A 22039-nucleotide genomic window follows, 5' to 3' on the forward strand; every position below is an offset into this window, starting at 1 on the left:
CTGTGCTTATCCGATGACAGCACCCGCATCTACATTCACCTATTCCTTCACAGAGGAGCAGGAGCAGTTCCGGGACGCCGTGCGACGCTTCCTCGTGCGTCATTCTCCCACAGCGGAAGTCCGCCGCCTCATGGACACCGAGACGGGTTTCGATCCGGAGGTCTGGATGCGCATGTGCAGCGATCTCGGATTGAGTGCCATTGCCATTCCCGAAGCGCATGGCGGTGCCGGTTTCTCTCTCGTGGAGCTGGGGATCGTGATGGAGGAATCCGGTCGCACCCTGCTCTGTGCGCCCTATTTTTCCTCCGCGGTACTGGCGACCCGCGCCATCCTGCACGCCGGCAGCGCCGCGGACAGAGACAGACTGCTGCCCGGGCTGGCTGCCGGCACCCGGCGCGGTACGCTCGCCTGCAGCGAAACAGACCGGGGTCCTGCACCCGGATCGCTGCAGATGCGCGCAGAGGGTGCCGACCACCGTCTGAACGGGACCAAGACTTTCGTGGTTGATGGGCTCAGCGCAGATTTCTTTGTGGTGGTCGCGCGGCGCGGAGACGCTCTGGGCCTGTATACGGTCGATGCGGACGCACCCGGTGTCAGCCGTCACCTGCTGACGACGATGGACAGCACCCGCAAACTGGCAGAGGTGCATTTCGACAACGTGCCAGCACTGCCGCTGGGTGATGCGGGCTCCGATAGCACACCGGCACTGTCAGCCACCCTGGACGATGCGGCGATTGCACTGGCCCATGAAATGGTAGGCGGCGCCCAGGTGCTGCTCGAATCCGCCGTGGCTTATGCCGGTCGCCGGGTGCAGTTCGGACGCACCATCGGCTCCTTTCAGGCGATCAAGCACAAGTGCGCCGATATGCTGCTCGATGTGGAGTCCGCCCGCTCCGCCGCCTATTACGCCGCAGAAGCGAGCGCTGCCGGTGACCCGGAAACACCCGCTCTCGCCTGCCTCGCCAAAGCAGCCGCGGCAGACGCCTACGTGCGCGCGGCGATCGATACCATTCAGATTCATGGTGGCCTGGGTTTCACCTGGGAAAACGACACCCATCTCTGGTTCAAGCGCGCCAAGAGTTCCGAGGTTCTCCTCGGCACGCCCGACTACCATCGTGAACTGATGCTGCAGCGATGGGGACATTGATGAGGAGAGTGCGGAATGGCGAAACTGAGATGGACGTACTGAAATGAGCATGTCGGACGAAACTCTGCGCAAAGAAGTGCGCAGCTGGCTGCGCGAACACTGGAATCCCCAGGCAAGCCTGGTCGAATGGCGCAACGTGCTGGTGGATTCCGGCTGGGCCATGCCCCAGTGGCCGGAGCGCTGGTTCGGCAAAGACCTCGACGCGCGCCAGGCGGCCATCGTCGCCGCGGAAATGTCCGCAGCGGGTGCAGTCGGTGTCGCGGCCGGCGGTCCCGGCCGGCTCGCGGCTGCGGTGTTGCTCGAGCATGGCAGTGATGCCCAGAAGGAACGTTATCTGCGCCGCATTCTCACCGGCGAAGACCTGTGGTGTCAGCTGTTTTCCGAACCGGGCAGCGGCTCGGACCTGGCAGGATCGACCACCCGCGCCGATTTCGATGGCGAGCAGTGGATCGTCAACGGGCAGAAAGTCTGGAACACGAGCGCTCATCACGCCCGCTACGGAATTCTGGTCGCCCGCACAGACTGGGATGTACCCAAGCACCAGGGATTGTCCTTCTTCGTGCTGGACATGAAACAACCTGGTGTCAGTGTCCAGCAGTTGAAACAGATGAACGGACACGCCTCCTTCAATGAAGTCTTCTTCACCGATGCGTGCATCCCCGCCGATCAGATGGTCTCCAGTCCCGGCAACGGCTGGCAGGTGGCCCTCACCACACTCGCACATGAGCGACGCATGGGTGATGTGCTGCGTGCCACTGCGACCGTCAGAGGCAGCGGCCGGGTGCATCGTGAGGCCGCCGAAGAAACCGCTGTGCTGCTCGCGCCTTACACCTGGTATCCCCAGCGGGCCGGTCGTGTGGATCTGGTATTGCCGCGTGCACGGGCAACCGGTGCGATCAGAGATCCGGTGATCCGCCAGGAAATCGCACGATTACTGACCCTCGAGAAGGTGTCGCAATGGACAGCACTGCGGGCGCGTGCGGCACAACGTCGGGGTAAACCTCAGGGCCCCGAGGGTTCACTCGGCAAACTGGCGGCCAGCAATCTCGCTCGAGCCGCGGCCCGCGTGCATACGCTGATCAGCGGTGAGAGTGCACTGCTCAGCGGACCGGAAAGTCCGGAGTCCGGAGTGATTGCTGAGATACTGGTGTCGGTTCCGGCCATCTCCATCGCCGGAGGCACCGACGAGATCCAGCGCAACATCATCGCGGAGCGGGTCCTCGGCATGGACAAGGAACCGCGCTTCGACACGGGTCCGTTCCGGGATGTCAGACGCAACTAGCCAGCTGTGTCGAAATGCCCGTTACCGTCCACTGATTCATCCGGAGTAGCACAATTGACTGAAATGCAATCCACTCCCGCCGCGCCAGGTACGGGACCCCTCAACGGAATCCGTGTCGTCGAGGTCGGTCAACTGCTGGCCGGACCCTTTGCCGGGACCCTGCTCGCCTACTTCGGCGCAACCGTGATCAAGATCGAACCGCCCGGACGGGGCGATCCGATCCGCGGCTGGCGCACCCTGGATCCCGAAGGTACCTCATACTGGTGGCGCAGCCTCGGCCGCAACAAGCTGTCGGTCACAGCAAACCTGCGCAGCACCGCAGGCCGCAGGATCGTGCGGCAGCTCATGGACAGTGCCGATGTGGTCATCGAGAACTTCAAACCCGGCACCATGGAAAAGTGGGGGCTGGGACCGCTGGATCTTGAAAAAACCAATCCGCGTCTCATCTACACCCGCATATCCGGCTACGGCCAGACCGGCCCTTATGCACACAAGCCCGGCTACGCGTCGGTAACTGAAGCTTTCAGTGGCTTCCGTCATCTGAATGGATTTCCAGGAGAGGCACCCGTGCGTCCTAATCTGAGCACGGGAGACACGGTATCTGGTATCCATGCCGCCCTGGGCGTTCTACTTGCGCTGCTGCAGCGCCAGCAGGATGGCGCGGGACAGGTTGTGGATATCGCCCTGTACGAATCCATGTTCAACCTGATGGAAGGTGTGATTCCCGAGTTCAGCGGCGCCGGGGAAATACGCGCACCCTCAGGCACCACGATTACCGGCATCGTGCCGACCAATACCTACCGCTGTGCGGACGGACGCTTCGTGGTCATCGGCGGCAACGGCGATTCGATTTTTGTCCGACTGATGAACGCGGCCGGCAGATCGGACATCGGGGAAGATCCCGCCTGCAGCGACAATCAGGGCCGCGTGCAGCATCAGGCCCGCATCGATGCCGCCATCGCCGGGTGGACGGCAACGCTCAGTGCTGCGGAGGTAGTTGCCACGCTGGAGGCTGCCGATGTCCCGGTAGGACTGATCTACGACGCACAGGACATGCTGAACGATCCACAGTACCAGGCGCGCGGAATGTTCGAAGAGGTCGAAGTACCCGGCGGCACACTCACCATCCCCGCCCTGCTGCCGAAGCTTGCCCGCACACCGGGAACCACCCGCTGGGGCGGTCCCGAAGTCGGCGTGCATCGGGACAGTGTATTGAAGGACCTGGGCTACAGTGCTGCGGAGATCGAAGCGCTGGCGGCAAACGGCGACATCTGATAACTGCCGGTCGATCAGCAGTCCTCCGCGGAATCGGTCAGCCCGGCGGCAGCGGCTTGAGCAGAAAGTGTCCATGGCACAAGGCAATGGGCTTTTCCCGGCTCTCCTGCCAGATCTCCGCGCGCACATTGGCCACCCGTCGTCCGCGACGATTGACGATGGCACGACCGTAAGTGGTCACCGCGCGACCGGAGCGCAGATAGTCGAAATTGACATCGATGGTCTTCGGTAAGCGCTCGCAGTCGGTCTCATAGAGCAGCTGCAGCACCGCGGTGATCTCCAGGAACGCCCCGATCACCCCGCCGTGAATTGCCGGCAGAATCGGGTTGCCGATCAGATGCTCGCCAAAGGGCAGCACGGTGATCACTTCGGTACCCTGCTGCTGCACTTCGACCCCGAGGAACCTGGCGTAGGGCAGGTGCTCCACCACAGCCACCATGTCCTGTCCCTGTCCGCTGGCACGGAGTTCAGTGAGCAGCTTCATGGGGTCTGCTCTGTACGTGGTTCATTGCGGGTGCCGAGCATGAAGGTCGCGACACAGGTCGCAACCGGATCCTCCGGGGAGGTGTGAAATGCGCAGGCACGCACAAAGGCCACATCCGCCGTGCGCTTGTAGCACTCGCCCGTTGCCCACAGGTCCTCTCCCACAGTGGCGGGTCCCATGTAGTCGATGCGCAGATCGAGGGTGGCGATCGCCACTTCCTCTCTGCTCTGCTCCAGGGGTCTGGCGAGCATGCCCGCAGTCTGATCGAGCAGCGCCGTGATCACACCGCCGTGAATGACCCCGGTATCCGGGTCGCCGACAAGGTGCGCCGCATAAGGCAGCCGCATGGCCGGGCGGCCATCGGGCAGCGCGGTGGTCACGATCCCGATGGCTGCGGCATGGGGGACCTGGCTGTAGTCTTCCTTGATTTCCACGAAGGACTCCGTAAACGCCTGTTGCTGACAGTTCAGAGATACCGGCCTGGAAGTCAGGAAGAGCCCTGTTGCTCCAGGCGAGGCGTTCACTCTACCCTATCGGGCTCCCATTACCGGCCAAAGCGCATGAGTCAGCTGCACGAATTCAGAGCCGAGACCCGAAACTGGCTGGCGGCCAACTGTCCACCCGGCGCGCGGGGTCCAGGTCAGATCCCCTGGGGCAGCCGCAGGATCAAACTGGATGCGGACTCCCGGCTCTGGCTCGAACGCATGGCGGAGCGCGGCTGGACGGTGCCCACCTGGCCCCGCAGCTACGGCGGCGCAGAACTCAGCAGGGACGAATACACGGTGCTGATCGAGGAGCTCAAGCGCATCGATGCACGCCCGCCCCTCACCGGTCGGGGTGTGAATTACATCGGCCCCACCCTGCTCGAACTCGGCGATGACAGGCAGAAGGCACGCTGGCTGCCCGGCATTGCGCGAGGAGACGGTGGCTGGGCGATGGGATACTCCGAGCCTGGCGCAGGATCGGACCTCGCCAGCCTGCACACCCGCGCTGTCCTTGCCGGCGACCACTATCGAATCAACGGTCGCAAGACCTGGACATCGGACGCGATGGACTGTGACTTCATCTTCGTGCTCGCGCGTACCGATCCGTCTCGACCCAAGCATGAAGGTATCAGCCTGCTGCTGGTCGATATGCATCAGCCGGGTGTCAGGGTGCGGCCCATCCGCCTGCTTTCCGGGGCGTCGCCTTTCAACGAAACCCTCTTTGAGGATGCAATCGCCCGGGCAGACGATGTGGTTGGCGGTGTCAACAACGGCTGGACGGTGGGCAAGCGACTCCTGCAGTTTGAACGCTCGACCCATGCCGGCATCAATATCTCCGGTTCCCAGGGTGGTCGCTCGGAGGAAAGCGGAATGCCCGCCTGCGCCAGACACTACGCGGGCTCAGACAGTGGACGGCTTACAGATCCGCTGTTGCGTGATCGCCTGATCCGTTACGAGATGCAGGGACTGGCCCAGCGGCTCACCCAGCGCAGGGCCATAGAAGAACTGCGATCACGGGCTCCCGGATACACTTCGTCCGCCGTGAAGCTGTCCGGCGCCCTGCTCACCCAGGAAGGCGACGAGCTGCGGCTCGCCCTTGCAGGTACGCGCGGCATCGGCTGGACGGGAGACGGATTCGATAGTGATGAACTCAGCGCCACCCGCACCTGGTTGCGACAGAAATCGCTCACCATCGCGGGTGGCACCAAGGAGATTCAGCTCAACATCATCGCCAAGCGGGTGCTGGGACTGCCGGATTGAGATTCGGCGTCAGTCTTTCGGCCCGAAGAAAAACCACAGGATCACGCCGAGAACCGGCAGCAGCAGTATGACCACCGTCCACAGCACCTTGCTGCCGGTGCTGGCCCGACTGCCCACCACTCTGATGATGGCCCACACGTCCAGAATCAGGACGAGCAGACCACCGATTCCACTGACTTCGATTCCCACCTTTTTCTCCCTTTCTAACAGACCCGTTCAAACATCCCGGCCAGAGCGGTTCCTCAGGAAGCAAGCTTCGCCGCTTCTTCCCGCGCTTTGCGGACCTTGTCGTTGGTCTGATTGAACAGAAGCTCGCGACGGGCTTTCTCCTCAGCCTCTGTGCGCTCCTGCTTACCAAGATCCCGACCCACCTGCCAGCCCTTGTCCACGGCCGGGCGCGCGCCGACATCATCCACCCAGCGCTTCAGACTGGGAAAGGTCTCCCACATCGACTCGTCGATCAGTCTGCCGATCAGCCGCGCCCAGGGCCAGGTGATGATGTCTGCAATACTGTACTGATCGCCGGCAAGATAAGTATTCGCGGCAAGCTGAGCATCCATGACACCGGCCAGGCGATCAACTTCACCGACGAAACGTCTGGTGCCATATTCGAGCTGCTTCGGATCTTCTGCGATGTTTTTCCCGTAGTTTTTGAAATGATTGGCGTTGCCCATCATCGGCCCCAGATTAGCCATCTGCCAGTGCACCCATTGCAGTACCTTGTAGCGCTGCTGCGCATCCTTCGAAAGAAACTTCCCGGTCTTGTCCGCAAGATATTCGAGGATGGCGCCGGATTCGAAGATCGCCGGCGGCCTGCCACCTCCGATCGGCTCGTGATCGACGATCGCCGGCATGCGGTTGTTCGGACTGATGCGCAGAAATTCCGGTTTGAACTGGTCACCGCCACCGATGTCCACGGGTATCACCTTGTAGGGGAGCCCGCATTCTTCGAGCATGATGGACACCTTCCATCCGTTGGGCGTCGGCCAGTAATAAAGATCGATCATGATTTACCTCTGTTTTCCGCTTGTCAGTCTGGTTTGTTCCGCGCCTCTAGAGCGAAGCCGCAAGAGCCTTGATGAAAGCCGCCCGGTGTTCGCGTAGCACCGGAGTGCCTGCCGAGGGCCAGGCACTGTGCAGAGCTATGACGATTCTGCGGGAAGGATCGATCCAGATCATCTGCCCGAACACGCCAAGTGCTGCATAGACACCGTCACCGAGCAGCCACCAGTAATACCCGTAACCATCATAACCCTTGGAGGGTGCGGTCGAGTCCGCCATCCAGTTTTCGGGCAGCACCCGCTCGCCATCCTGCAGCACACCACCGCGCATGGCGAACAGGCCGATGCGGACATAGTCGCGCAATGTGGCATTGATGCAGCATCCGCCGAATTCGACCCCACCCGGACCTTCGAGCAGCCAGCTGGCGTCTGATTCCATCCCATAGGGTTGCCAGATCTTCGTCTGCAGATAGGTGGAGAGATTGTTGCCGATCGCCGCCCGCAGCAGCGCGCCGGCTATGTTGGTTTCACCCGTGTTGTAGTTGAATTTCTTTCCCGGCACGGCTTCAACCGGGAGATTTCGCATATAGCTGAACAGAGGCAGTGTCCCGCCGGGTGCCTGGGCAACGTCAGACTGCGGGTCCGCATAGTCCTCATTCCAGGCAACCCCTGATGACATCTGCAGGATATTGCGTACGGTCACCTTGTCATAGCCACCCCCTTTCAGCTGTGGCAGATAGTCGACAATGCGGTCATCAACACCCCCGAAATAGCCATCCCTGATGGCGGCACCGATCAGCATGCTCACTACGGACTTGGCAATGGAAAATGAGATCCAGCGACTGTCCGCATCATTACCCAGACTGTAGCGCTCGAGCAGCACCCGATCGTCTTTCACCACGATCAGTCCTGCGGCCCGCATCTCGCGGATATAGTCCTCCAGGCCGAGTTTCCGGCCATCATATCTGTAGGAGAAACCGGAAAAATCCCTGGGATCCGGCAGCAGCGGATAAGGCCGGGTGGACGCGGTGACCGGCCGGGTCGAAAACAGCTTGTCGATTGCCCGATAGCCGGTGATCTGCTGCTGGGGAGTCCAGAACAGTATGCTCTCACCGCTGACCTCCTCGGCGCCCGCTGCTTGCGACAGCAGCAGCAAAGAAAGCAGCCATGCAGAAACGAGGGAATACTTCATGACAATCGGCTCCTTGAAGTGTCGCTATGCAGCGACTGCAGCGACATCAGTGTATGGGGGAATAGTCAGTGGCATCGAGAAACTCGCTGACGATCCCACCTTCGACCAGGATCTGTCCGTCCCGCTGGGAATCGGCGGCCACCTTCTGCCACTCGGGATCGGTCACGAAAGCCTTCCAGGATGCTGCCGCCGCTTCGAGGCTGTCGTGGGCGATGAGGTACACCAGGGTGTTCGGCTTATCCTTCGGTGTCCAGTAGCCGATATTGCGCATCCCGTGCTTTTCGAACAGGGACATGGTGTGATCGCGGAACCGGGCATGCAGCGCGGGCAGCCTGCCTTCCCGGGTGGTGTAGGTGCGCAGCTCGAAAACCGCATCATCAGTCTGAGCGACTGACGGTGGTGCGAAACTGGTCAGTGCCAGTGTGATGGCGAATGCACAGAGCACCGCGTGGAAATGTCCGCTTTGCAGTAACTTCATGGTCGTCTCCCCTGATTTTTTGAAAGCGCAGTGTAGGACATTTCACACCCGCGGAAACCTCATGGCTTCCGCGCACGCTGTTGCCCGTGCCGATGCTGCGTGCTCCCGTTCGCGGTTTGACCAGGCCCGCCAGCTTAGGTGACACTTTCGGATCTGCGCAATGGTATCTGCCAGGGGGGGTGATACATGCTTACAGACGGTATAGAACTCAGGTCCGGGCGAACCCTCCTGGTCGCCACCCGCAAGGGACTGTTTTTCCTTCAGGCTTCCGCCGATCGGCGCACCTGGACACTGGCCGAACCGGTCTTCCTGGGCCATATCATCAATCACGCGGTACTCGATCCGAGAGACGGGTCTACCCTGCTCGCCGCCGCCCGTACCGGGCACCTCGGCCCCACGATCTTCCGCTCCGTCGACGCAGGCAGGCACTGGCAGGAGGCCGTTCGACCACCAGCCTTCGACAAAGCCGGACCAGGCCAGAAAAAGCGATCTGTCAGTCATACCTTCTGGCTCTCGCCCGGTCATGCATCCCAGCCCGGAGTCTGGTACGCGGGCACGTCTCCCCAGGCGCTGTGGATTACCCGGGATGCCGGGTCCACCTGGGAGAGTGTGCGGGGGTTCAACGATCATCCCGACTATGAAACCCGCACCGAGGACCCTCAGGCGGGTACCCCGGATGGTCCGGTGCTGCATTCGATCAGCATCGATCCACGGGATCCCAGGCACCTTTACTTCGGTCTCTCGGGCGGCGGTGTCTACGAAAGCGAAGACGGCGGGGAATCCTGGGCGGCGTTGAACCAGGGCATGTCCACGGCAAGCGGTGATCCGAGTCCGGATGCCCTGATGGAAACCGCACCCGATGACCTGAGCTGGAAAGAGGTTGGACCACAGCACGACCCGCACTGCGTCCGGGTACATCCCGCCAACCCCGACGTGCTCTATCAGCAGAATCACTGCGGCATCTATCGGCTCGAACGTCCTGCCCGGCGCTGGGAACGCATCGGCAGAAACATGCCTGAGGACGTGGGCGATATCGGATTCGTGATGGGTCTGCATCCCCGGGACCCGGATACCTGCTGGGTGTTCCCCATGGATGGGACCAGTGTGTGGCCCCGCACCAGTCCGGACGGGCGACCGGCCCTGTACCGGACCCGGGATGCGGGTGCCAGCTGGCAGCGCCAGGACAACGGCCTTCCGGAACGCGGCTGGCATACCGTGAAACGCCAGGCCCTGAGCGTCGACGACGGGACACCCGCCGGTGTCTTTTTCGGCACCACCAGTGGTGAAGTCTGGGGCAGCACAGACGAAGGCGACAGCTGGCGATCCCTCGCCGCGCATCTGCCGGAAATTTATGCGGTGGAAGCTGCCAGCATCCGATGAGAGTGCTCATTCCCCAACCCCTGCGCTCCTACACCGGCGAACGCGATCGGGTAGACGCAGAAGGGGACACACTGAAAGCGTTGCTCCAGGATCTCGACCGGCGCTTCCCTGGTATCCGCTTCCGCATGATCGACGAGCAGGACGACATGCGGCCTCACATCATTTTTTTTGTTGGCGGTATGCGCACCCGTGATCTCGACGCCAGCCTCGCGGACTGTTCCGAGGTTGTGATCCTGCACGCGCTCTCCGGCGGCTGAAGCCTCTCATTCCGCACGTCGCACTCCGACATCCGGCATGCCTTCGAGCTGCATCACGTATCGCCAGCGGCGCTTGTTCACAGTTACCGTCTGCCCCGCCTCAATCGGTTGGCGACCGACTTCCACCTCGATCCAGGTCTGTCCGTTCTCCAGCACGACGACCCGGTGGCCCCGTGCTGTCCTGGCAACCTTCGAAATGCGGCTGGAAATGGACGCAGGCTCGGATAACTGAGCAGCAACCGGGCCGGGGAACGCGGTGCCAGCCGTGGACGCTGGGGACGCGTTGTTCCCGGGAATCCCCTGATCCTGCAGGTCAGGCGCAGGTGGAGTATCGCGAACCCGCTCCGCCAGCCGGTCATAGCAGGCGAGCCGCAGCTCCGGATCGGATTGATCGAGACACTCCAGCAGGCCCTGTCCCGGGTCTGACGCCAGCGCCGGGAGAGAGAGCACCAGGGATAACAGCAGGATAAACCCCGATCGACTCTGTCGATCGGGGTTTCCGGTCGTCTCACCCGAGGCGGTCGCCGCGAATGAGGCGGTCGCCGCAAATGAGGCGGTCAGAGATCCTGGGTGACTCTGAAGTACCAGGTCGCACCACGGATGTCATAGAGATAGGTTTCGATACCGCCCAGATTGAAAATCGGGTCGGGGAACTCGTTGAAAATGTTTCTTCCACCGACTTCGACCATCGTCGCGCGATCACCGCCGGTCAGGTTGTCGAAGGTGTAGGAGTACTGAATGTCGGTGTACAGCATGTCATCCATCACATCCGTACCGTTGATGGCAATCTGAGCGCCCTGCAGTGCCGCCGAGTTGAAGTCGATATCGACCTCGTCGGTCCAGCGCAATCGCACCAGGGCGGAGTGATTGCCGAGGAACCAGTTCAGGGTTCCGGTTGCGCGCCACTCAGGAATCGGCGGCACTTCGGCAACACTTTCATTCTGCCTGCCAACACCATCACCCGGCGGAATGCCGAAGCCCAGATCGTAGCTGTATTCATCCACCAGGGTGGCCGCCAGATTCAGACCGAAGGTACCGAAGCTGTCTGTGGACAGGGTGTAGGTACCATAGAAATCAAACGCCTTGTGTTTCATCTGCTGGGCATTCACCAGCGAGGTTGTCACCCGCGTAACCACACCGGTGGAGTCCCGCTGAATGGCCGGGTCGGATCCGCCACCCGGCGCCGTCCAGGCTGCGATATCAGCCAGGTCGCCCGGGGTGTTGCCCGCAGCGAGGTAGTTCGCGAAGTCACGGCTCAAAAGCTGATTCATCGTGGTCTGGGCGATACGATCCTTGAAATCAAAGGAGACGTAATCGACACCTAAGGTCAGATCCCCTTCCAGCAGACTCAGCGAGAAGCCGAGACTCCAGATGTCGGCAGTTTCGGGATCGAGCTCGTCATTACCGGCAACACAGGCGACCCGGAAGGATTGCGACAGATCCCCGGTCAGCGGGTCGGATGCGGTTTCGAGCCCGCAGTCTTCGGGTTCATAGAGATCCTCGAGGGTCGGAGCGATGAAGGCAGAACTCCAGGAACCGCGCACAGACAGCCACTGAGTCGGCTGCCACAACCCGGCGATTTTCGGATTGAAGTCATTGCCGATGCCGCCGCTGTAATCCTCGTAACGGCCGGCAAGCTGTACTTCACCATAGCCGAAGGTGTCACTCCGGAAGAGCGGCGCGACCACTTCGAAGAATGCCGCGTTCACTTTCTGGCTGGCGGTGTAGTCGAATCCGCAGCCGCCTTCATGCCAGTCGCACTGGTTCTGCGGGGCGTTCAGATCGACGTCCCAGCGGGTTTTGCGGTACTGCAGGCCGACGGCGGCACCAACGGTGCCTGCGTCCCACTCGAACAGATCTCCTGTGGCGATGAGCGACCACTCCTGGTAGATACTTTCCAGCACGTCGTTTGCAGTGACGTCGATCGCGTCCATGACGCTCTGGGTATTTGGGAAGGTCGGTGTCCCCTGGGTGCAGACCCGATTCACACAGTTCAGCTCCTGGGTGGAAAAGGGATTCCAGTAGCTGGTCGTGGTGTCGATGGGCGAAGCTTTCAGCTGACCCTGCAGTCCCTGCACGAGAGCCGCCTGGCTGGTGTTCTTCTGCCTGAAGGTTCGCTCAATTCGATCATAGATCCCGCCAAACGCCACCTCCCAGGATGAGTCCGGGATCACGTAAGTCAGCGTGTCCGTTATGCGGAAGTCCTGCTCATCGAAGGTTGCGTTGCCTGTGTTGGAGCCGTCGGCATTCAAGGCCGTCGGTTTGGTGCCGAGCTTGCCGTAGATTCGCAGTGCGACCACATCCACGTCTTCGTTGAAGGGCACACCGCCACCTGCATTGGAAAATGGATCAGCGTTGAGAATCACGTCATTGATCCCGTCGCCATTCACGTCCATGGCACCACGGTCCGGAATACCATCTGCATTGGCATCCAGTGCAAAGAGCGGCTCCGGCCCATTGCCGCGATTTGCCATGGCGCGGAACGGATTACCTGGATGATCACCGAGCACGATCGGGAACTCCTCGGTGCGACCACCGGGATTCTGCGGCGATCCTCGGCTTTCGGTCTTCAGCCGCGTGTAGTACATGTCCAGCTCATTGCTCAGGCTGTCATTGAAGGCGTGGGAAAAATTCGTCCACACCGCCGTCTGCTTCACGGGATTCATGTAATTCCAGAACTCGCCGAAGTGCAGGCGGCAGTTTGTGGCCGTGCGATCCCCACTGCGCCAGTTATCTTTTACGCCAACATCTCTGCCGCCGGTACCGTCATAAGCACCGCAGCCGGGATCCGGCATACGCGCCACGCTGAAAGCCGGGTGTTGTCGGGCTGGCATCCGTGATCGCACCGGTTGCATCCCGGACAGGTACCAGCCAGTCGCCGGGATTGCCGGTACCGGAACGCTCGAAGCCTTCCCGCAGAAATTTGGGCCGTTCGGTCTGCTCAAGCTGGCCCCGGTCCCGATAGGAGGCAGCAAAAGTGAAGTGTCCGGAATCGGTTTGAGTACCGAACATCCCTTCGAACTGGACCTCGTCGAAATCACCGTCCTTATCCTGGGTATAGAAGGCCGAGAACTTGGTGCCATCGAAGTCCTTCTTGGTGATGATGTTCACCACCCCGGCCACCGCGTCGGTGCCGTACAGCGCGGAGGCTCCGTCCTTCAGCACATCGATCCGCTCGATGGCGATCTGCGGGATCGCATTGTTCAGGTTTCCGGCGGATGAGGCATTGGGTGCATAGTTCATACGCTTGCCATCGATCAGATTCAGGGTAGCCCTGGCACCCAGGCCGCGCAGGTTGGCCGTGGTGGTGGTACCCCCCTGCCCTCGTGCAGCGTAGGTGTTGGTCTGAAAATCACTGCCGTAATTGAAAGTCTGATCCGCCATCAGCTCACCCAGATTCGGAGTAGCGTTGTTGGTGATGTCAGTGCTGTCGATTACCGTGAGTGGTGATGATGAATCGAAGCTGTCACGCTTGATGTAAGATCCGGTTACGATGACTTCTTCGATGGTTTCCTGTGCGAAGACCGGGCCCGTGAAGCCCACACACAGGAGTAGTACCCACGCCCCATATCGAGCCGCCCGTGCTCCCATAGCTTTTTCCCCTTGTCGTGACGATCCGCTCCCTACACGGACCGACTTGCAGAGTCCCTCCAAAACAATGCGTTGTCAAGAACCTGAGAACAGGAGAATACCCGAGCAGATCGCTCAGGAATAACAGGTGCGCGCAACCACAACCCGGCGTGACAAGGGGCCAGACACCGGCCCGATCATTCAGCCGGAAGCAGTCTCACCACTCCGTCCAGATGAACGTCCTGCTGAGGGAACGCGATCACGATTCCGGCCTCTGCGAACAGCTCATCTATCCGAAATCGGATGTCGCTGCGTGTACGGCGCAGTTCCTTCTCACCGATCGACTCCATCCAGAAGAGCAGATCGAAGATCAGGGCGCTGTCGCCGAAATCCTCGAAAAACACGGAAGGCCCAGGCTCTTCGAGCACATCCGGATGTTCGGTTGCCGCCCGGGTGATCAGTTCAGCCACCCGCTTAGCCGGAGAGCCGTAGGCGACTCCCACACGGACAACCGAACGGGTCAGGCGATCCACCAGGGTCCAGTTCACTACCGTATTTTCGAGCAGGAAACTGTTCGGTACCAGAAGATGCACACCATCCACCCGGCGGATGCGGGTAGAACGGGTGTTGATCGCTTCAACCGTGCCTCGGGTATCAGCGACTTCGAGGAAGTCGCCGATCCGGATCGGCCGTTCCCACATCAGGATCCAGCCGCTGATGAAATTATTGAGGATATTCTGGGCACCAAAACCCACACCGATGGCAACAGCGCCGGATACAAACGCGAACGCGGTGATCGGTACATTGAGCAGATCGAGGGTGGTGACGACCAGCACGGCAATCGCGACGACCAGAAAAACCCGACGCATCAGATGGATCAGATCCGCATTGACTCCGCGAGCCGTGAGCTTTCTGCTCAGCCAGCGTTCCGACCAGCGGATTGTCATGAAGCCGACGAGCACCAGCAGTGGCACGACGAGGATCTGAAACACGGTGACAGAACGATCCCCGAAGGTGAATACCACGGTATTCAGTATTTCCAGTATCTCGGTAAGCCCCATTACCCCTCCCAGTTGCATGCCCGTACTGCCCGGTAAGCCGACTCCGTCAGCGGCCCCGAGGTCACACCGTCAATTGTGCCCGAGAAGGGACACTTTGATTTCCAGTATCTCAGGATATCTCCGCCCCGCGGGAGGATTCAGCTATCATGCGCGCCCCCGGTCAGCCGCACCTCGATTCTGCCATGGACAACACCCACATCTGGCTCGGCATCCTGTTCTGCATCAGCCAATCCGCCATGTTTTCAGGATTGAACCTGGCCTTTTTCGGTCTTTCCCGACTGCAGCTCGAAGCGGAAGCCGAGTCCAGCCCCCGCGCCCGACGGGTTCTGGAGATGCGCAGGGACTCGAATTTTCTGCTCACCACCATTCTCTGGGGCAATGTCAGCATCAACGTGCTGCTGACGCTGCTTTCGAATTCGGTGCTGGCCGGAGTCTCTGCCTTTCTGTTTTCAACAGTGCTCATCACTTTCTTCGGCGAGATCACCCCCCAGGCCTATTTTTCCCGGCATTCCCTGCGCATGGCTTCCGCGCTGGCACCGATACTGCGGCTGTACCAGTTCATTCTCTATCCGGTGGCCAAGCCCTCGGCAATCGCCCTCGATGCCTGGCTGGGAAAGGAAGCGCCGGAATTCTTCCGCGAGCACGTGATCAAGGACATCCTGGTCAAGCACGTGGAGGACCTCAGCAGCGACGTCAGCTCAATTGAAGGTATCGGTGCCCTCAACTTTCTGGAAATCGATGACCTGAGTGCGATCGAAGAAGGCGAGTTCATCGATCCATCGAGCATCGTGACCATGGCGACCGACATCGATCTGCCGAGGTTCCCGGAGTATCGGCGCGACATAGAGGATCCATTTCTCCACCAGATCAATGCATCGGGAAAGAAGTGGGTGGTGCTCACCAATGAATCAGGTGCGCCGCTGCTGCTTCTGGATGCCGACGGATTCCTGCGCGCAGTGCTTTTTCAGAATGATCCCGTGTCGCCCTACGACTTCTGCCATCGCCCTATCGTGATCACAGACGAACACACACCGCTGGGAGAAGTGATCTACGACATCCGCAGGAAGAAGACCCTGCACAAGGGAGTGATCGAGAACGATGTGGTGCTGATCTGGGGCGACAGGCCGCGCATCATTACCGGTGCCGATCTCTTCGACCGGCTTCTGCACGGTATCCACTGATCAGGTCTGATTGAACTCCGCAAGTGAGCCGATCTGCATGCCGAGATCTCTCAATAGGCCATCATGGAGACCGTAGACGATCCCATGCAGGGCCAGCTCCTGGCCGCGTGCCCAGGCCTGCTTGACGATCGTCGTCTTAGCCACATTGCGCACCTGCTCGATCACATTGAGTTCGCAGAGCCGATCCTCCCGTCTGGTCTGATCAGTAAGCCCGACAAGTTCATCGGCGTACTTTTCGCCAATATCCCGGATATGCAGCAGCCAGTTGTCAATGAGACCGTGGCTGCTGTCCTCGAGTGCGGCACGCACCCCGCCACATCCGTAATGCCCGCACACAATCACGTGTTTCACACCGAGTACGTCCACTGCAAACTGCAGGACCGAAAGGCAGTTGAGGTCCGTGTGGACCACCACATTCGCGATATTGCGATGCACGAACACTTCGCCGGGTGCCAGTCCCACAATCTGGTTTGCCGGTACCCGGCTGTCCGAACAGCCGATCCAGAGAAACTCCGGCGATTGCTGGCCGACCAGTCGCTTGAAAAAATCCGGGTCATCGGCAACCCGCCCGGCCGCCCAGGTGAGATTGTTGTCGAGCAGTCGCTGCAGTGACATCTGGCTACCCTATATCCATTTCTTGATTCTGAAGATGATGAGGGATCCGAGTGCAATCACCCCCATGGTACTGAGCACGGTGAAATACGCGGTCGGACGCCCGAGTTCCGGCATATACTCGAAATTCATGCCATAAACGCCGGCAATGAATCCCAATGGAACGAAGATTGCCGTGATGATCGTGAGGACTTTCATGATGCCATTGAGCCGATGGGATTCCATGGAAATGGAGGAGTTCATCAGATCGCTGGCGAGGTCGTAGTAGAGCACCGCCAGAGAATTCGCCCGCTCAATCTGCTCATAGGTGTCATTGAAGTGATGGGTGAGCCGGCTTTCAGCATTCGCGAACTCGCTGGTCCGCGCCCTCGAAAAAACCTGCTCGTGATAGCTGAAGATGCGCCGCAGCTTCTTCAGCCGGGTCTTATATCCGGTGATCTCCGCAAGCTGCGCGGCGGTTGGATTTTCCACCATTTCCAGTTCCAGACTGTCGAGTCTGGGCTCTAGTGAAAGCAGCACGGTGAGATAGCGATCCACCATGTTGCGCCCGATCAGCGGCGCTGCAGCTTTCGGACCGAGCGCAAGCAATTCCGGACTCTCAATGAACTGCCGCACCGATTTCTCCACGCTCGGAGAGGGCTCCGGGTGTCGGGTAACGATGAAGTTGGTGCCGATGAACAGAGCAATCTGAATCGTCTGGAAATCGATGGTCGTGGATTTCGAAGACAAACCGCGCAGCAGGATGAAGTAATAATCGGCAAAGGCTTCGAACTTTGGCGGATGGCGTGTGCGCTGGGCATCCTGAATCGCCATTTTCTCGATACCGAATGCGCTGCGCAGCAGCTGCTCTTCCACTGCCGGGTCGGTCTCACCGCTCAGATCCAGCCAGACGAACTGCTGATGGTTGGCGTAACCGCCCTGATCCCGCCAGGTCTGCAGGGCCGATTCGCCATCTTCACGCAATACCGGGACCGTACCTGTCACATCAAAGAGGTAGGCCTGTTTCATTGATCACTCCCTGATTGTCGAAGCCGTGCCATGCATCAGAACTTTTCGACGCTTCTCAGATAGAAGGCTTTCAGATAGCCGGTTTCCGCTATCGCCGGATGCTGGGGATGATCGGCACCCTGACGTCCCTCCTCCAGCAGCTGCAGCTGCACTCCTGCACCCCTGCCCGAGCGCTGCACAATGCGCAGGAACTCATCACGTGCCAGATGAAAAGAACAGGAAGCAGTCACCAGCACACCATCGGGCTCGAGCAGTTCCAGGGCCTGCTGGTTGAGGCGCTGGTAGGCCTTCTGGCCGACCTTGTCGTCCTTACGGCGTTTGATGAAAGCGGGTGGATCGAGCACGATTACATCGAATCGTGCATCCTCTCCAGCCAGATTCTTCAGCACTTCGAAGGCGTCTCCCTGCACGGTCTTGAGCTTCTCGCTCACTCCGTTGCGGGCTGCGTTGTCGATTGCTGCAGACAGGGCCGATTCCGAGCTGTCTACACAGGTCACTGCGGCAGCACCAGCTGCAGCGGCACGCACCCCCCACCCACCCGCGTAGCTGAATACATCCAGCATCCGCCGTCCCGTCACGTATTTCAGCAATCGATCCCGGTTAGCCGACTGATCAAAAAACCAGCCGGTTTTCTGACTGTTCATCGCAGCAACCTGGAAGTCGATACCGCCCTCACGGATGCTGAGAAAGTCCGGTACGCTGCCGGTGGCCACTTCCACAGTGGTGTCCAGCTGCTCGACTTTCCGCATGCTGACATCATTGCGCAGCAGGATTCCGGCCGGTTGCACCACCTCATTGAGCGCATCGAGGATATCGTCGCGCAGGCACTCCATACCCGCTGTGGTGATCTGGACGACCAGTATGTCGCCATAGCGATCCACCACCAGTCCCGGCACACCATCTCCCTCACCGAACAGCAGACGGTAGAAGGGATCGGCGTAAAGACGCTCCCGCAGGCGCAGCGCACTGCGGATGCGTGCAATAAACATCTCCCTGCCTGGTACGACGGATCTTGAAGTGCTCACCAGCCGGGCGCAGATCAGGGTGTGGGGATTCACATAACCCCAGCCCAGCCATTGTCCCGACCGACTGTGGATGGCGGCGATCTCGCCGGGTGTGAACGCGGCAAGGGGTGTCTGTGCCACATCGACTTCATTGCTGTAGATCCAGCAGTGGCCGGCTTTCAGCCGCCGCTCCTGATCCTTCCTGAGCACCAGCTGCTTCTGCACCGGTATCAATCTGCTTTCCCGGCAGCAGCCGGCAGTACACAGGGGTCACACTCAACATTCTGCACCGTGCGATAGGCGGCAAGATCGGCGACCCAGTCACGGATGCGGACACCGTCCGACTCGGCGGTGTAGAACTCCGGTCTGCCGAGAATCGTGTGCGAATCCCCCGGGCCCACGTAGGTGCGGAAGTTCGAGACTTCGGCGCGGATGTCACGGTGATTGGCCCGCAACAGATCCAGCAGTGAGTCAGCCGTGCTGCCACCAAGCGCCAGGAAGCGTTTCTGCACGGTATCTTCTGCAGCATCGTACTCGGCGAACAGTATGTCAGGACGGGCCTGTGCTGCCTTGATATAGAGCAGTTCGTAGTTGAAGGCGTCCTCCGTCACCTCCGAGAACTCCGGGTGTCTGCTGGCAAGATAATCCAGGGTGCCCCACTGCAGCATGCGATCGGTGTTTGTCGTCGCACTGCGCCGGTAACCACCGGAGGCATCGCCAAGCTGGGCAATCCGGGCCCCGGGGTACTGGGCGGCAATCTGCCAGGCGAAGTAGGGAGAAGGAATCGAGCCTGCACTGGATCCGGTGACGAAGATCTCGGCAGGATTCGAGTACGCCCCGTAGATCCAGTCAAGAACGGCGTTCGAGTTCACAAATCCCCGGTGATGGATTGTCAGCTCGTGGGCTGTGTGATCTTCGGTTGCCGGGGCCTGGTAGCTGGTCTGCCGATCCCCCATGTGCGTGTCTGCCGTGCAGTAGGGCGCGATCACCATGCTGTATTCCAGAAACGGATTATCCGGATTCGTCAGGGCGAAGATGCCGTCGTAGCGGCTGGGATCATCGTCTGCGACATTGACCTTGTAACTCGGCTGGAGATGAGTGTCACAATTCTCAGGAAACCAGCAGGCACCCCCGCCCTGAAAATACACCAGCAGCTTTGCCGGATCGGCGGCTCTGACAAAGAATCTGTAGGCAGAGCCATCCGAGCAGACGGTGTCAGCACCGGGCTCGATCACCTGCCAGTCACCACTCCCGGACTCTGTGCTCCGGGTCGAGTCCGCGACCAGGGTGCCCGTGGCTGCAGCAGGCTCGCTCGATGCTGCAGCAGACTCTTCAGCCGCTGGTGTACAGCCCGCCACGACCAGACTTCCGGTAAACGTGATCGACAGGATCCCGATTAATCGCACATGCATAGGATTGCTTCCGAGTGGCTGGTGAAAAAAAACGCGACAAGCATACCGGTTCAGACCTCGGGCGCCACCCGCAGGTCACAGCTCCCTGAGCAGGCGGATGCCACGATCATCCCCCGGCCCGCTGTTAGCCCCTCTCTGAGCCGACCGCAACGCGTGCGGCTGCCCGTCCCAGGAGCCACCTCTGAATCCATGGGACTGACAGCCACGTCCATCGTCCGCGGGACGGCCGTCCAGAGGCGCTCCTGCATAGCCGGGCATGCCGCATTCGAGCACCCATTCGGCCACATTGCCGTGCATGTCGTAGAGCCCGAAGGCGTTGGGCTGGAACTGACCCACCGGGGCGAGTTTCGGGAACCCGTCATCACATTCCGCAACTTCCCAGTCGCGAAACACTTTGTGAGTGCTCTGATCGGCAAGGTTGGCGAACCGGCACAATTGCGCGGAATCATCGCCGAAACCGTAGTCGCCCGGACTGCCCGCTCGAGCCGCGTACTCCCACTCCGCCTCGCTGGGCAGCCGATATCGGGCACCCGTCTGTGTGCTGAGCCAGTCGGCGTATGCCACTGCATCGTTCCAGTCCACATACCGCACAGGCTCGTCTTCGCGTACCCCATTCAGTCGCCGGTCGCTGCCGCGCCCGGTTGTCGTCTCGAAAAGGCGATAGTCGCCGATCCTGATCTCGGTCATCGACATGGCCACAGGCTGGGTAAGTCTGATATGGCGCGCAGGCTGTAATGATGGCGGACCCGCATCGGATCCCATGGTGAACTCGCCCGGGGGCAGAACCAGCATCACCGGTCCATGCCCGCCGATCTGCAACGGATCTTCAATACGCTCACCAGGTTTGAAACCGGCGCCGGACAGGGTCAGGCTTACCCGCCGGGTCCCCTCAGTCAGATTCAGCCGTCTGTAGGCGCTGCGCAGTCCCATTCTGCTCGCTCTCACTTCGACGGGGCCCACGGGCAGTTGCAGATCGGGTCTGTAATCGAGGGTTCGCTGTCTGCCGCTTTCGTCATGGTAGCTCACTGTGACCTGGGCATCACCCGGTGTGGTATCCACCTGGAGGCCTCCCCTGGCACGCTGCAGGTCGACCCGGGGCTGGTTGTCGCCGCTGCGAATGGTGTAGCGAATGTCCCTGCTCACGTAGCCCACGCGGCTGATCCGCAGGAGATATTCGCCGACGGGCAGGCGGATCCCAGCCACATAGTTCAGATCGAGCTCCGGCAGGATCACCCGGGCGTCACCGGGGGACAGGCGCAGGGTCAGGGAACCATGGGGTTCGACCTCCAGATCCAGGTTCACTTCGCGTTCGGCGCCGGATTCCAGTCTCAACAGCTGCTCTACGGTGCGTCGCTCGGGCAGGCCCATGCTGATCCGTCGTTCTCCCGAATCCACGGTGGCCTCAGTGGGCGTGACTTCAGGCAGACGCTGGCCATCCACTTCCACCCAGGCGCCCCGGGGATTGGACAGCAGGCGAAGTTTTCCGCGCCCGACCTGCAACTGCAGTTGCCGCACGATGTCGGCGCCCCGTATGGCATCCACCGTCTCGCTGATCACTTCGAATTCAGGATGCTCGACCTCAAGCAGATAGCGATCCGGCTCAATCAGCATGCGCAGGGGTGTCTTTCCAACGGCAGTGCCATTGAGGCGCACCACCGCTTCAGGCGGCCGGGTTTCCACCACCAGGTGCGCGCCGCTGTAGCGATAGGCCAGCCATGTCAGAGGTAGTACCGCGCCGAAGAGAATCCAGGTCAGCGTGCGGCGTCGGCTGCCTGGCGATCGGCCACCGGCAGCGGACTGATCCGGAGATCGCTCACCAGGATTCGGCTTGGTGGAATCTCGCATGCCGGGTGGCCGCTCGGGTCATTCGGGGCGGTCATGATGGCCGACCGATCCGCGACTGTCATCCCGCTTGAACTGTCCCGGCGCTTGCGCAATCCTCCGCCATCA

General features: G+C 60.7%; 22 protein-coding genes. 7 read left to right on the forward strand and 15 right to left on the reverse strand.

The features are described from left to right. The first annotated feature begins 13 nt into the window (after positions 1-13). From R3E82_06600 to R3E82_06610, 3 genes are all read left to right on the forward strand, one after another. On the forward strand, positions 14-1147 hold the full coding sequence (locus R3E82_06600; protein MEZ5550537.1) for an acyl-CoA dehydrogenase family protein: 1134 nt from the start codon (positions 14-16) through the stop codon (positions 1145-1147). A gap of 49 nt (positions 1148-1196) precedes the next feature. Then, entirely contained in the window at positions 1197-2429 is a 1233-nt protein-coding gene (locus R3E82_06605) for an acyl-CoA dehydrogenase family protein (GenBank protein MEZ5550538.1), read from the forward strand. 63 nt (positions 2430-2492) lie between these two features. Further along, a complete protein-coding gene (locus R3E82_06610) occupies positions 2493-3704 on the forward strand; it encodes a CaiB/BaiF CoA-transferase family protein (protein ID MEZ5550539.1) in 1212 nt (403 codons plus the stop codon). A gap of 37 nt (positions 3705-3741) precedes the next feature. On the opposite strand, the gene R3E82_06615 is transcribed toward R3E82_06610, so the two are convergent. Both R3E82_06615 and R3E82_06620 read right to left on the reverse strand, forming a co-directional pair. Further along, a complete protein-coding gene (locus R3E82_06615) occupies positions 3742-4188 on the reverse strand; it encodes a PaaI family thioesterase (GenBank protein ID MEZ5550540.1) in 447 nt (148 codons plus the stop codon). Further along, the gene (locus R3E82_06620) at positions 4185-4622 is read right to left on the reverse strand and encodes a PaaI family thioesterase (protein ID MEZ5550541.1); all 438 of its coding nucleotides are present in this window, start codon (positions 4620-4622) and stop codon (positions 4185-4187) included. Before R3E82_06620 ends, R3E82_06615 begins: the two co-directional genes overlap by 4 nt. 126 nt (positions 4623-4748) lie before the next feature. On the opposite strand from R3E82_06620, the gene R3E82_06625 reads away from it, so the two are divergent. Further along, positions 4749-5933 (forward strand): acyl-CoA dehydrogenase family protein, encoded by a 1185-nt coding sequence (locus R3E82_06625; GenBank protein ID MEZ5550542.1) that lies wholly within the window; start codon positions 4749-4751, stop codon positions 5931-5933. Between the two features lie 9 nt (positions 5934-5942). Here R3E82_06625 and R3E82_06630 read toward each other — a convergent pair whose 3' ends face one another. From R3E82_06630 to R3E82_06645, 4 genes are read right to left on the reverse strand one after another with little or no spacing between them, the layout of a single operon-like run. After that, a complete protein-coding gene (locus tag R3E82_06630; protein ID MEZ5550543.1) occupies positions 5943-6122 on the reverse strand; it encodes a PLDc N-terminal domain-containing protein in 180 nt (59 codons plus the stop codon). 53 nt (positions 6123-6175) lie between these two features. Next, entirely contained in the window at positions 6176-6940 is a 765-nt protein-coding gene (locus R3E82_06635; GenBank protein MEZ5550544.1) for a glutathione S-transferase N-terminal domain-containing protein, read from the reverse strand. Positions 6941-6986: 46 nt separating this feature from the next. After that, the gene (locus R3E82_06640; GenBank protein ID MEZ5550545.1) at positions 6987-8126 is read right to left on the reverse strand and encodes a serine hydrolase; all 1140 of its coding nucleotides are present in this window, start codon (positions 8124-8126) and stop codon (positions 6987-6989) included. Positions 8127-8172: 46 nt separating this feature from the next. Next, complete coding sequence (locus tag R3E82_06645) at positions 8173-8604, reverse strand: NIPSNAP family protein (protein ID MEZ5550546.1); 432 nt, start codon at positions 8602-8604, stop codon at positions 8173-8175. Between the two features lie 186 nt (positions 8605-8790). On the opposite strand from R3E82_06645, the gene R3E82_06650 reads away from it, so the two are divergent. Both R3E82_06650 and R3E82_06655 read left to right on the forward strand, forming a co-directional pair. Continuing rightward, entirely contained in the window at positions 8791-9984 is a 1194-nt protein-coding gene (locus tag R3E82_06650; protein MEZ5550547.1) for a hypothetical protein, read from the forward strand. Next, positions 9981-10241, forward strand: a complete 261-nt coding sequence (locus R3E82_06655; protein ID MEZ5550548.1) for a MoaD/ThiS family protein — start codon at positions 9981-9983, stop codon at positions 10239-10241. Before R3E82_06650 ends, R3E82_06655 begins: the two co-directional genes overlap by 4 nt. A gap of 6 nt (positions 10242-10247) precedes the next feature. On the opposite strand, the gene R3E82_06660 is transcribed toward R3E82_06655, so the two are convergent. From R3E82_06660 to R3E82_06675, 4 genes are all read right to left on the reverse strand, one after another. Further along, positions 10248-10691 (reverse strand): hypothetical protein, encoded by a 444-nt coding sequence (locus tag R3E82_06660; protein MEZ5550549.1) that lies wholly within the window; start codon positions 10689-10691, stop codon positions 10248-10250. A gap of 107 nt (positions 10692-10798) precedes the next feature. Further along, complete coding sequence (locus tag R3E82_06665) at positions 10799-13075, reverse strand: TonB-dependent receptor (protein MEZ5550550.1); 2277 nt, start codon at positions 13073-13075, stop codon at positions 10799-10801. After that, positions 13008-13832, reverse strand: a complete 825-nt coding sequence (locus R3E82_06670) for a TonB-dependent receptor plug domain-containing protein (GenBank protein ID MEZ5550551.1) — start codon at positions 13830-13832, stop codon at positions 13008-13010. The genes R3E82_06665 and R3E82_06670 overlap by 68 nt, the downstream gene beginning before the upstream one ends. Positions 13833-14008: 176 nt before the next feature. Continuing rightward, positions 14009-14872 (reverse strand): mechanosensitive ion channel, encoded by an 864-nt coding sequence (locus R3E82_06675; GenBank protein ID MEZ5550552.1) that lies wholly within the window; start codon positions 14870-14872, stop codon positions 14009-14011. Positions 14873-15018: 146 nt separating this feature from the next. On the opposite strand from R3E82_06675, the gene R3E82_06680 reads away from it, so the two are divergent. Beyond that, positions 15019-16053 carry a DUF21 domain-containing protein gene (locus R3E82_06680; protein MEZ5550553.1) on the forward strand — a complete coding sequence of 345 codons (1035 nt, stop codon included), beginning with the start codon at positions 15019-15021 and terminating at the stop codon, positions 16051-16053. On the opposite strand, the gene can is transcribed toward R3E82_06680, so the two are convergent. From can to R3E82_06705, 5 genes are all read right to left on the reverse strand, one after another. After that, positions 16054-16668, reverse strand: coding sequence for a carbonate dehydratase (gene can, locus R3E82_06685; protein MEZ5550554.1), 615 nt, complete (start codon positions 16666-16668; stop codon positions 16054-16056). A 9-nt stretch (positions 16669-16677) separates the two neighbouring features. Beyond that, positions 16678-17673, reverse strand: coding sequence for a magnesium transporter CorA family protein (locus tag R3E82_06690; GenBank protein MEZ5550555.1), 996 nt, complete (start codon positions 17671-17673; stop codon positions 16678-16680). Positions 17674-17708: 35 nt separating this feature from the next. Next, the gene (locus R3E82_06695; protein ID MEZ5550556.1) at positions 17709-18902 is read right to left on the reverse strand and encodes a class I SAM-dependent rRNA methyltransferase; all 1194 of its coding nucleotides are present in this window, start codon (positions 18900-18902) and stop codon (positions 17709-17711) included. A gap of 5 nt (positions 18903-18907) precedes the next feature. Continuing rightward, entirely contained in the window at positions 18908-20089 is a 1182-nt protein-coding gene (locus tag R3E82_06700) for a pectin acetylesterase-family hydrolase (GenBank protein MEZ5550557.1), read from the reverse strand. 75 nt (positions 20090-20164) lie between these two features. Continuing rightward, positions 20165-21934, reverse strand: coding sequence for an SUMF1/EgtB/PvdO family nonheme iron enzyme (locus tag R3E82_06705; GenBank protein ID MEZ5550558.1), 1770 nt, complete (start codon positions 21932-21934; stop codon positions 20165-20167). Between the last annotated feature and the right edge of the window lie 105 nt (positions 21935-22039).

It is taken from the genome of Pseudomonadales bacterium, from assembly GCA_041395945.1.
GTDB lineage: Bacteria > Pseudomonadota > Gammaproteobacteria > Pseudomonadales > Azotimanducaceae > SZUA-309.

Bases quoted from the DNA above. Each gene is read 5' to 3' on its own strand.
- R3E82_06600 (MEZ5550537.1), top strand. From the start codon at position 14: ATGACAGCACCCGCATCTACATTCACCTATTCCTTCACAGAGGAGCAG.
- R3E82_06605 (MEZ5550538.1), top strand. From the start codon at position 1,197: ATGTCGGACGAAACTCTGCGCAAAGAAGTGCGCAGCTGGCTGCGCGAA.
- R3E82_06610 (MEZ5550539.1), top strand. From the start codon at position 2,493: ATGCAATCCACTCCCGCCGCGCCAGGTACGGGACCCCTCAACGGAATC.
- R3E82_06615 (MEZ5550540.1), bottom strand. From the start codon at position 4,188: ATGAAGCTGCTCACTGAACTCCGTGCCAGCGGACAGGGACAGGACATG.
- R3E82_06625 (MEZ5550542.1), top strand. From the start codon at position 4,749: ATGAGTCAGCTGCACGAATTCAGAGCCGAGACCCGAAACTGGCTGGCG.
- R3E82_06635 (MEZ5550544.1), bottom strand. From the start codon at position 6,940: ATGATCGATCTTTATTACTGGCCGACGCCCAACGGATGGAAGGTGTCC.
- R3E82_06640 (MEZ5550545.1), bottom strand. From the start codon at position 8,126: ATGAAGTATTCCCTCGTTTCTGCATGGCTGCTTTCTTTGCTGCTGCTG.
- R3E82_06645 (MEZ5550546.1), bottom strand. From the start codon at position 8,604: ATGAAGTTACTGCAAAGCGGACATTTCCACGCGGTGCTCTGTGCATTC.
- R3E82_06650 (MEZ5550547.1), top strand. From the start codon at position 8,791: ATGCTTACAGACGGTATAGAACTCAGGTCCGGGCGAACCCTCCTGGTC.
- R3E82_06655 (MEZ5550548.1), top strand. From the start codon at position 9,981: ATGAGAGTGCTCATTCCCCAACCCCTGCGCTCCTACACCGGCGAACGC.
- R3E82_06665 (MEZ5550550.1), bottom strand. From the start codon at position 13,075: ATGCCAGCCCGACAACACCCGGCTTTCAGCGTGGCGCGTATGCCGGAT.
- R3E82_06670 (MEZ5550551.1), bottom strand. From the start codon at position 13,832: ATGGGAGCACGGGCGGCTCGATATGGGGCGTGGGTACTACTCCTGTGT.
- R3E82_06675 (MEZ5550552.1), bottom strand. From the start codon at position 14,872: ATGGGGCTTACCGAGATACTGGAAATACTGAATACCGTGGTATTCACC.
- R3E82_06680 (MEZ5550553.1), top strand. From the start codon at position 15,019: ATGCGCGCCCCCGGTCAGCCGCACCTCGATTCTGCCATGGACAACACC.
- can (MEZ5550554.1), bottom strand. From the start codon at position 16,668: ATGTCACTGCAGCGACTGCTCGACAACAATCTCACCTGGGCGGCCGGG.
- R3E82_06690 (MEZ5550555.1), bottom strand. From the start codon at position 17,673: ATGAAACAGGCCTACCTCTTTGATGTGACAGGTACGGTCCCGGTATTG.
- R3E82_06700 (MEZ5550557.1), bottom strand. From the start codon at position 20,089: ATGCATGTGCGATTAATCGGGATCCTGTCGATCACGTTTACCGGAAGT.
- R3E82_06705 (MEZ5550558.1), bottom strand. From the start codon at position 21,934: ATGCGAGATTCCACCAAGCCGAATCCTGGTGAGCGATCTCCGGATCAG.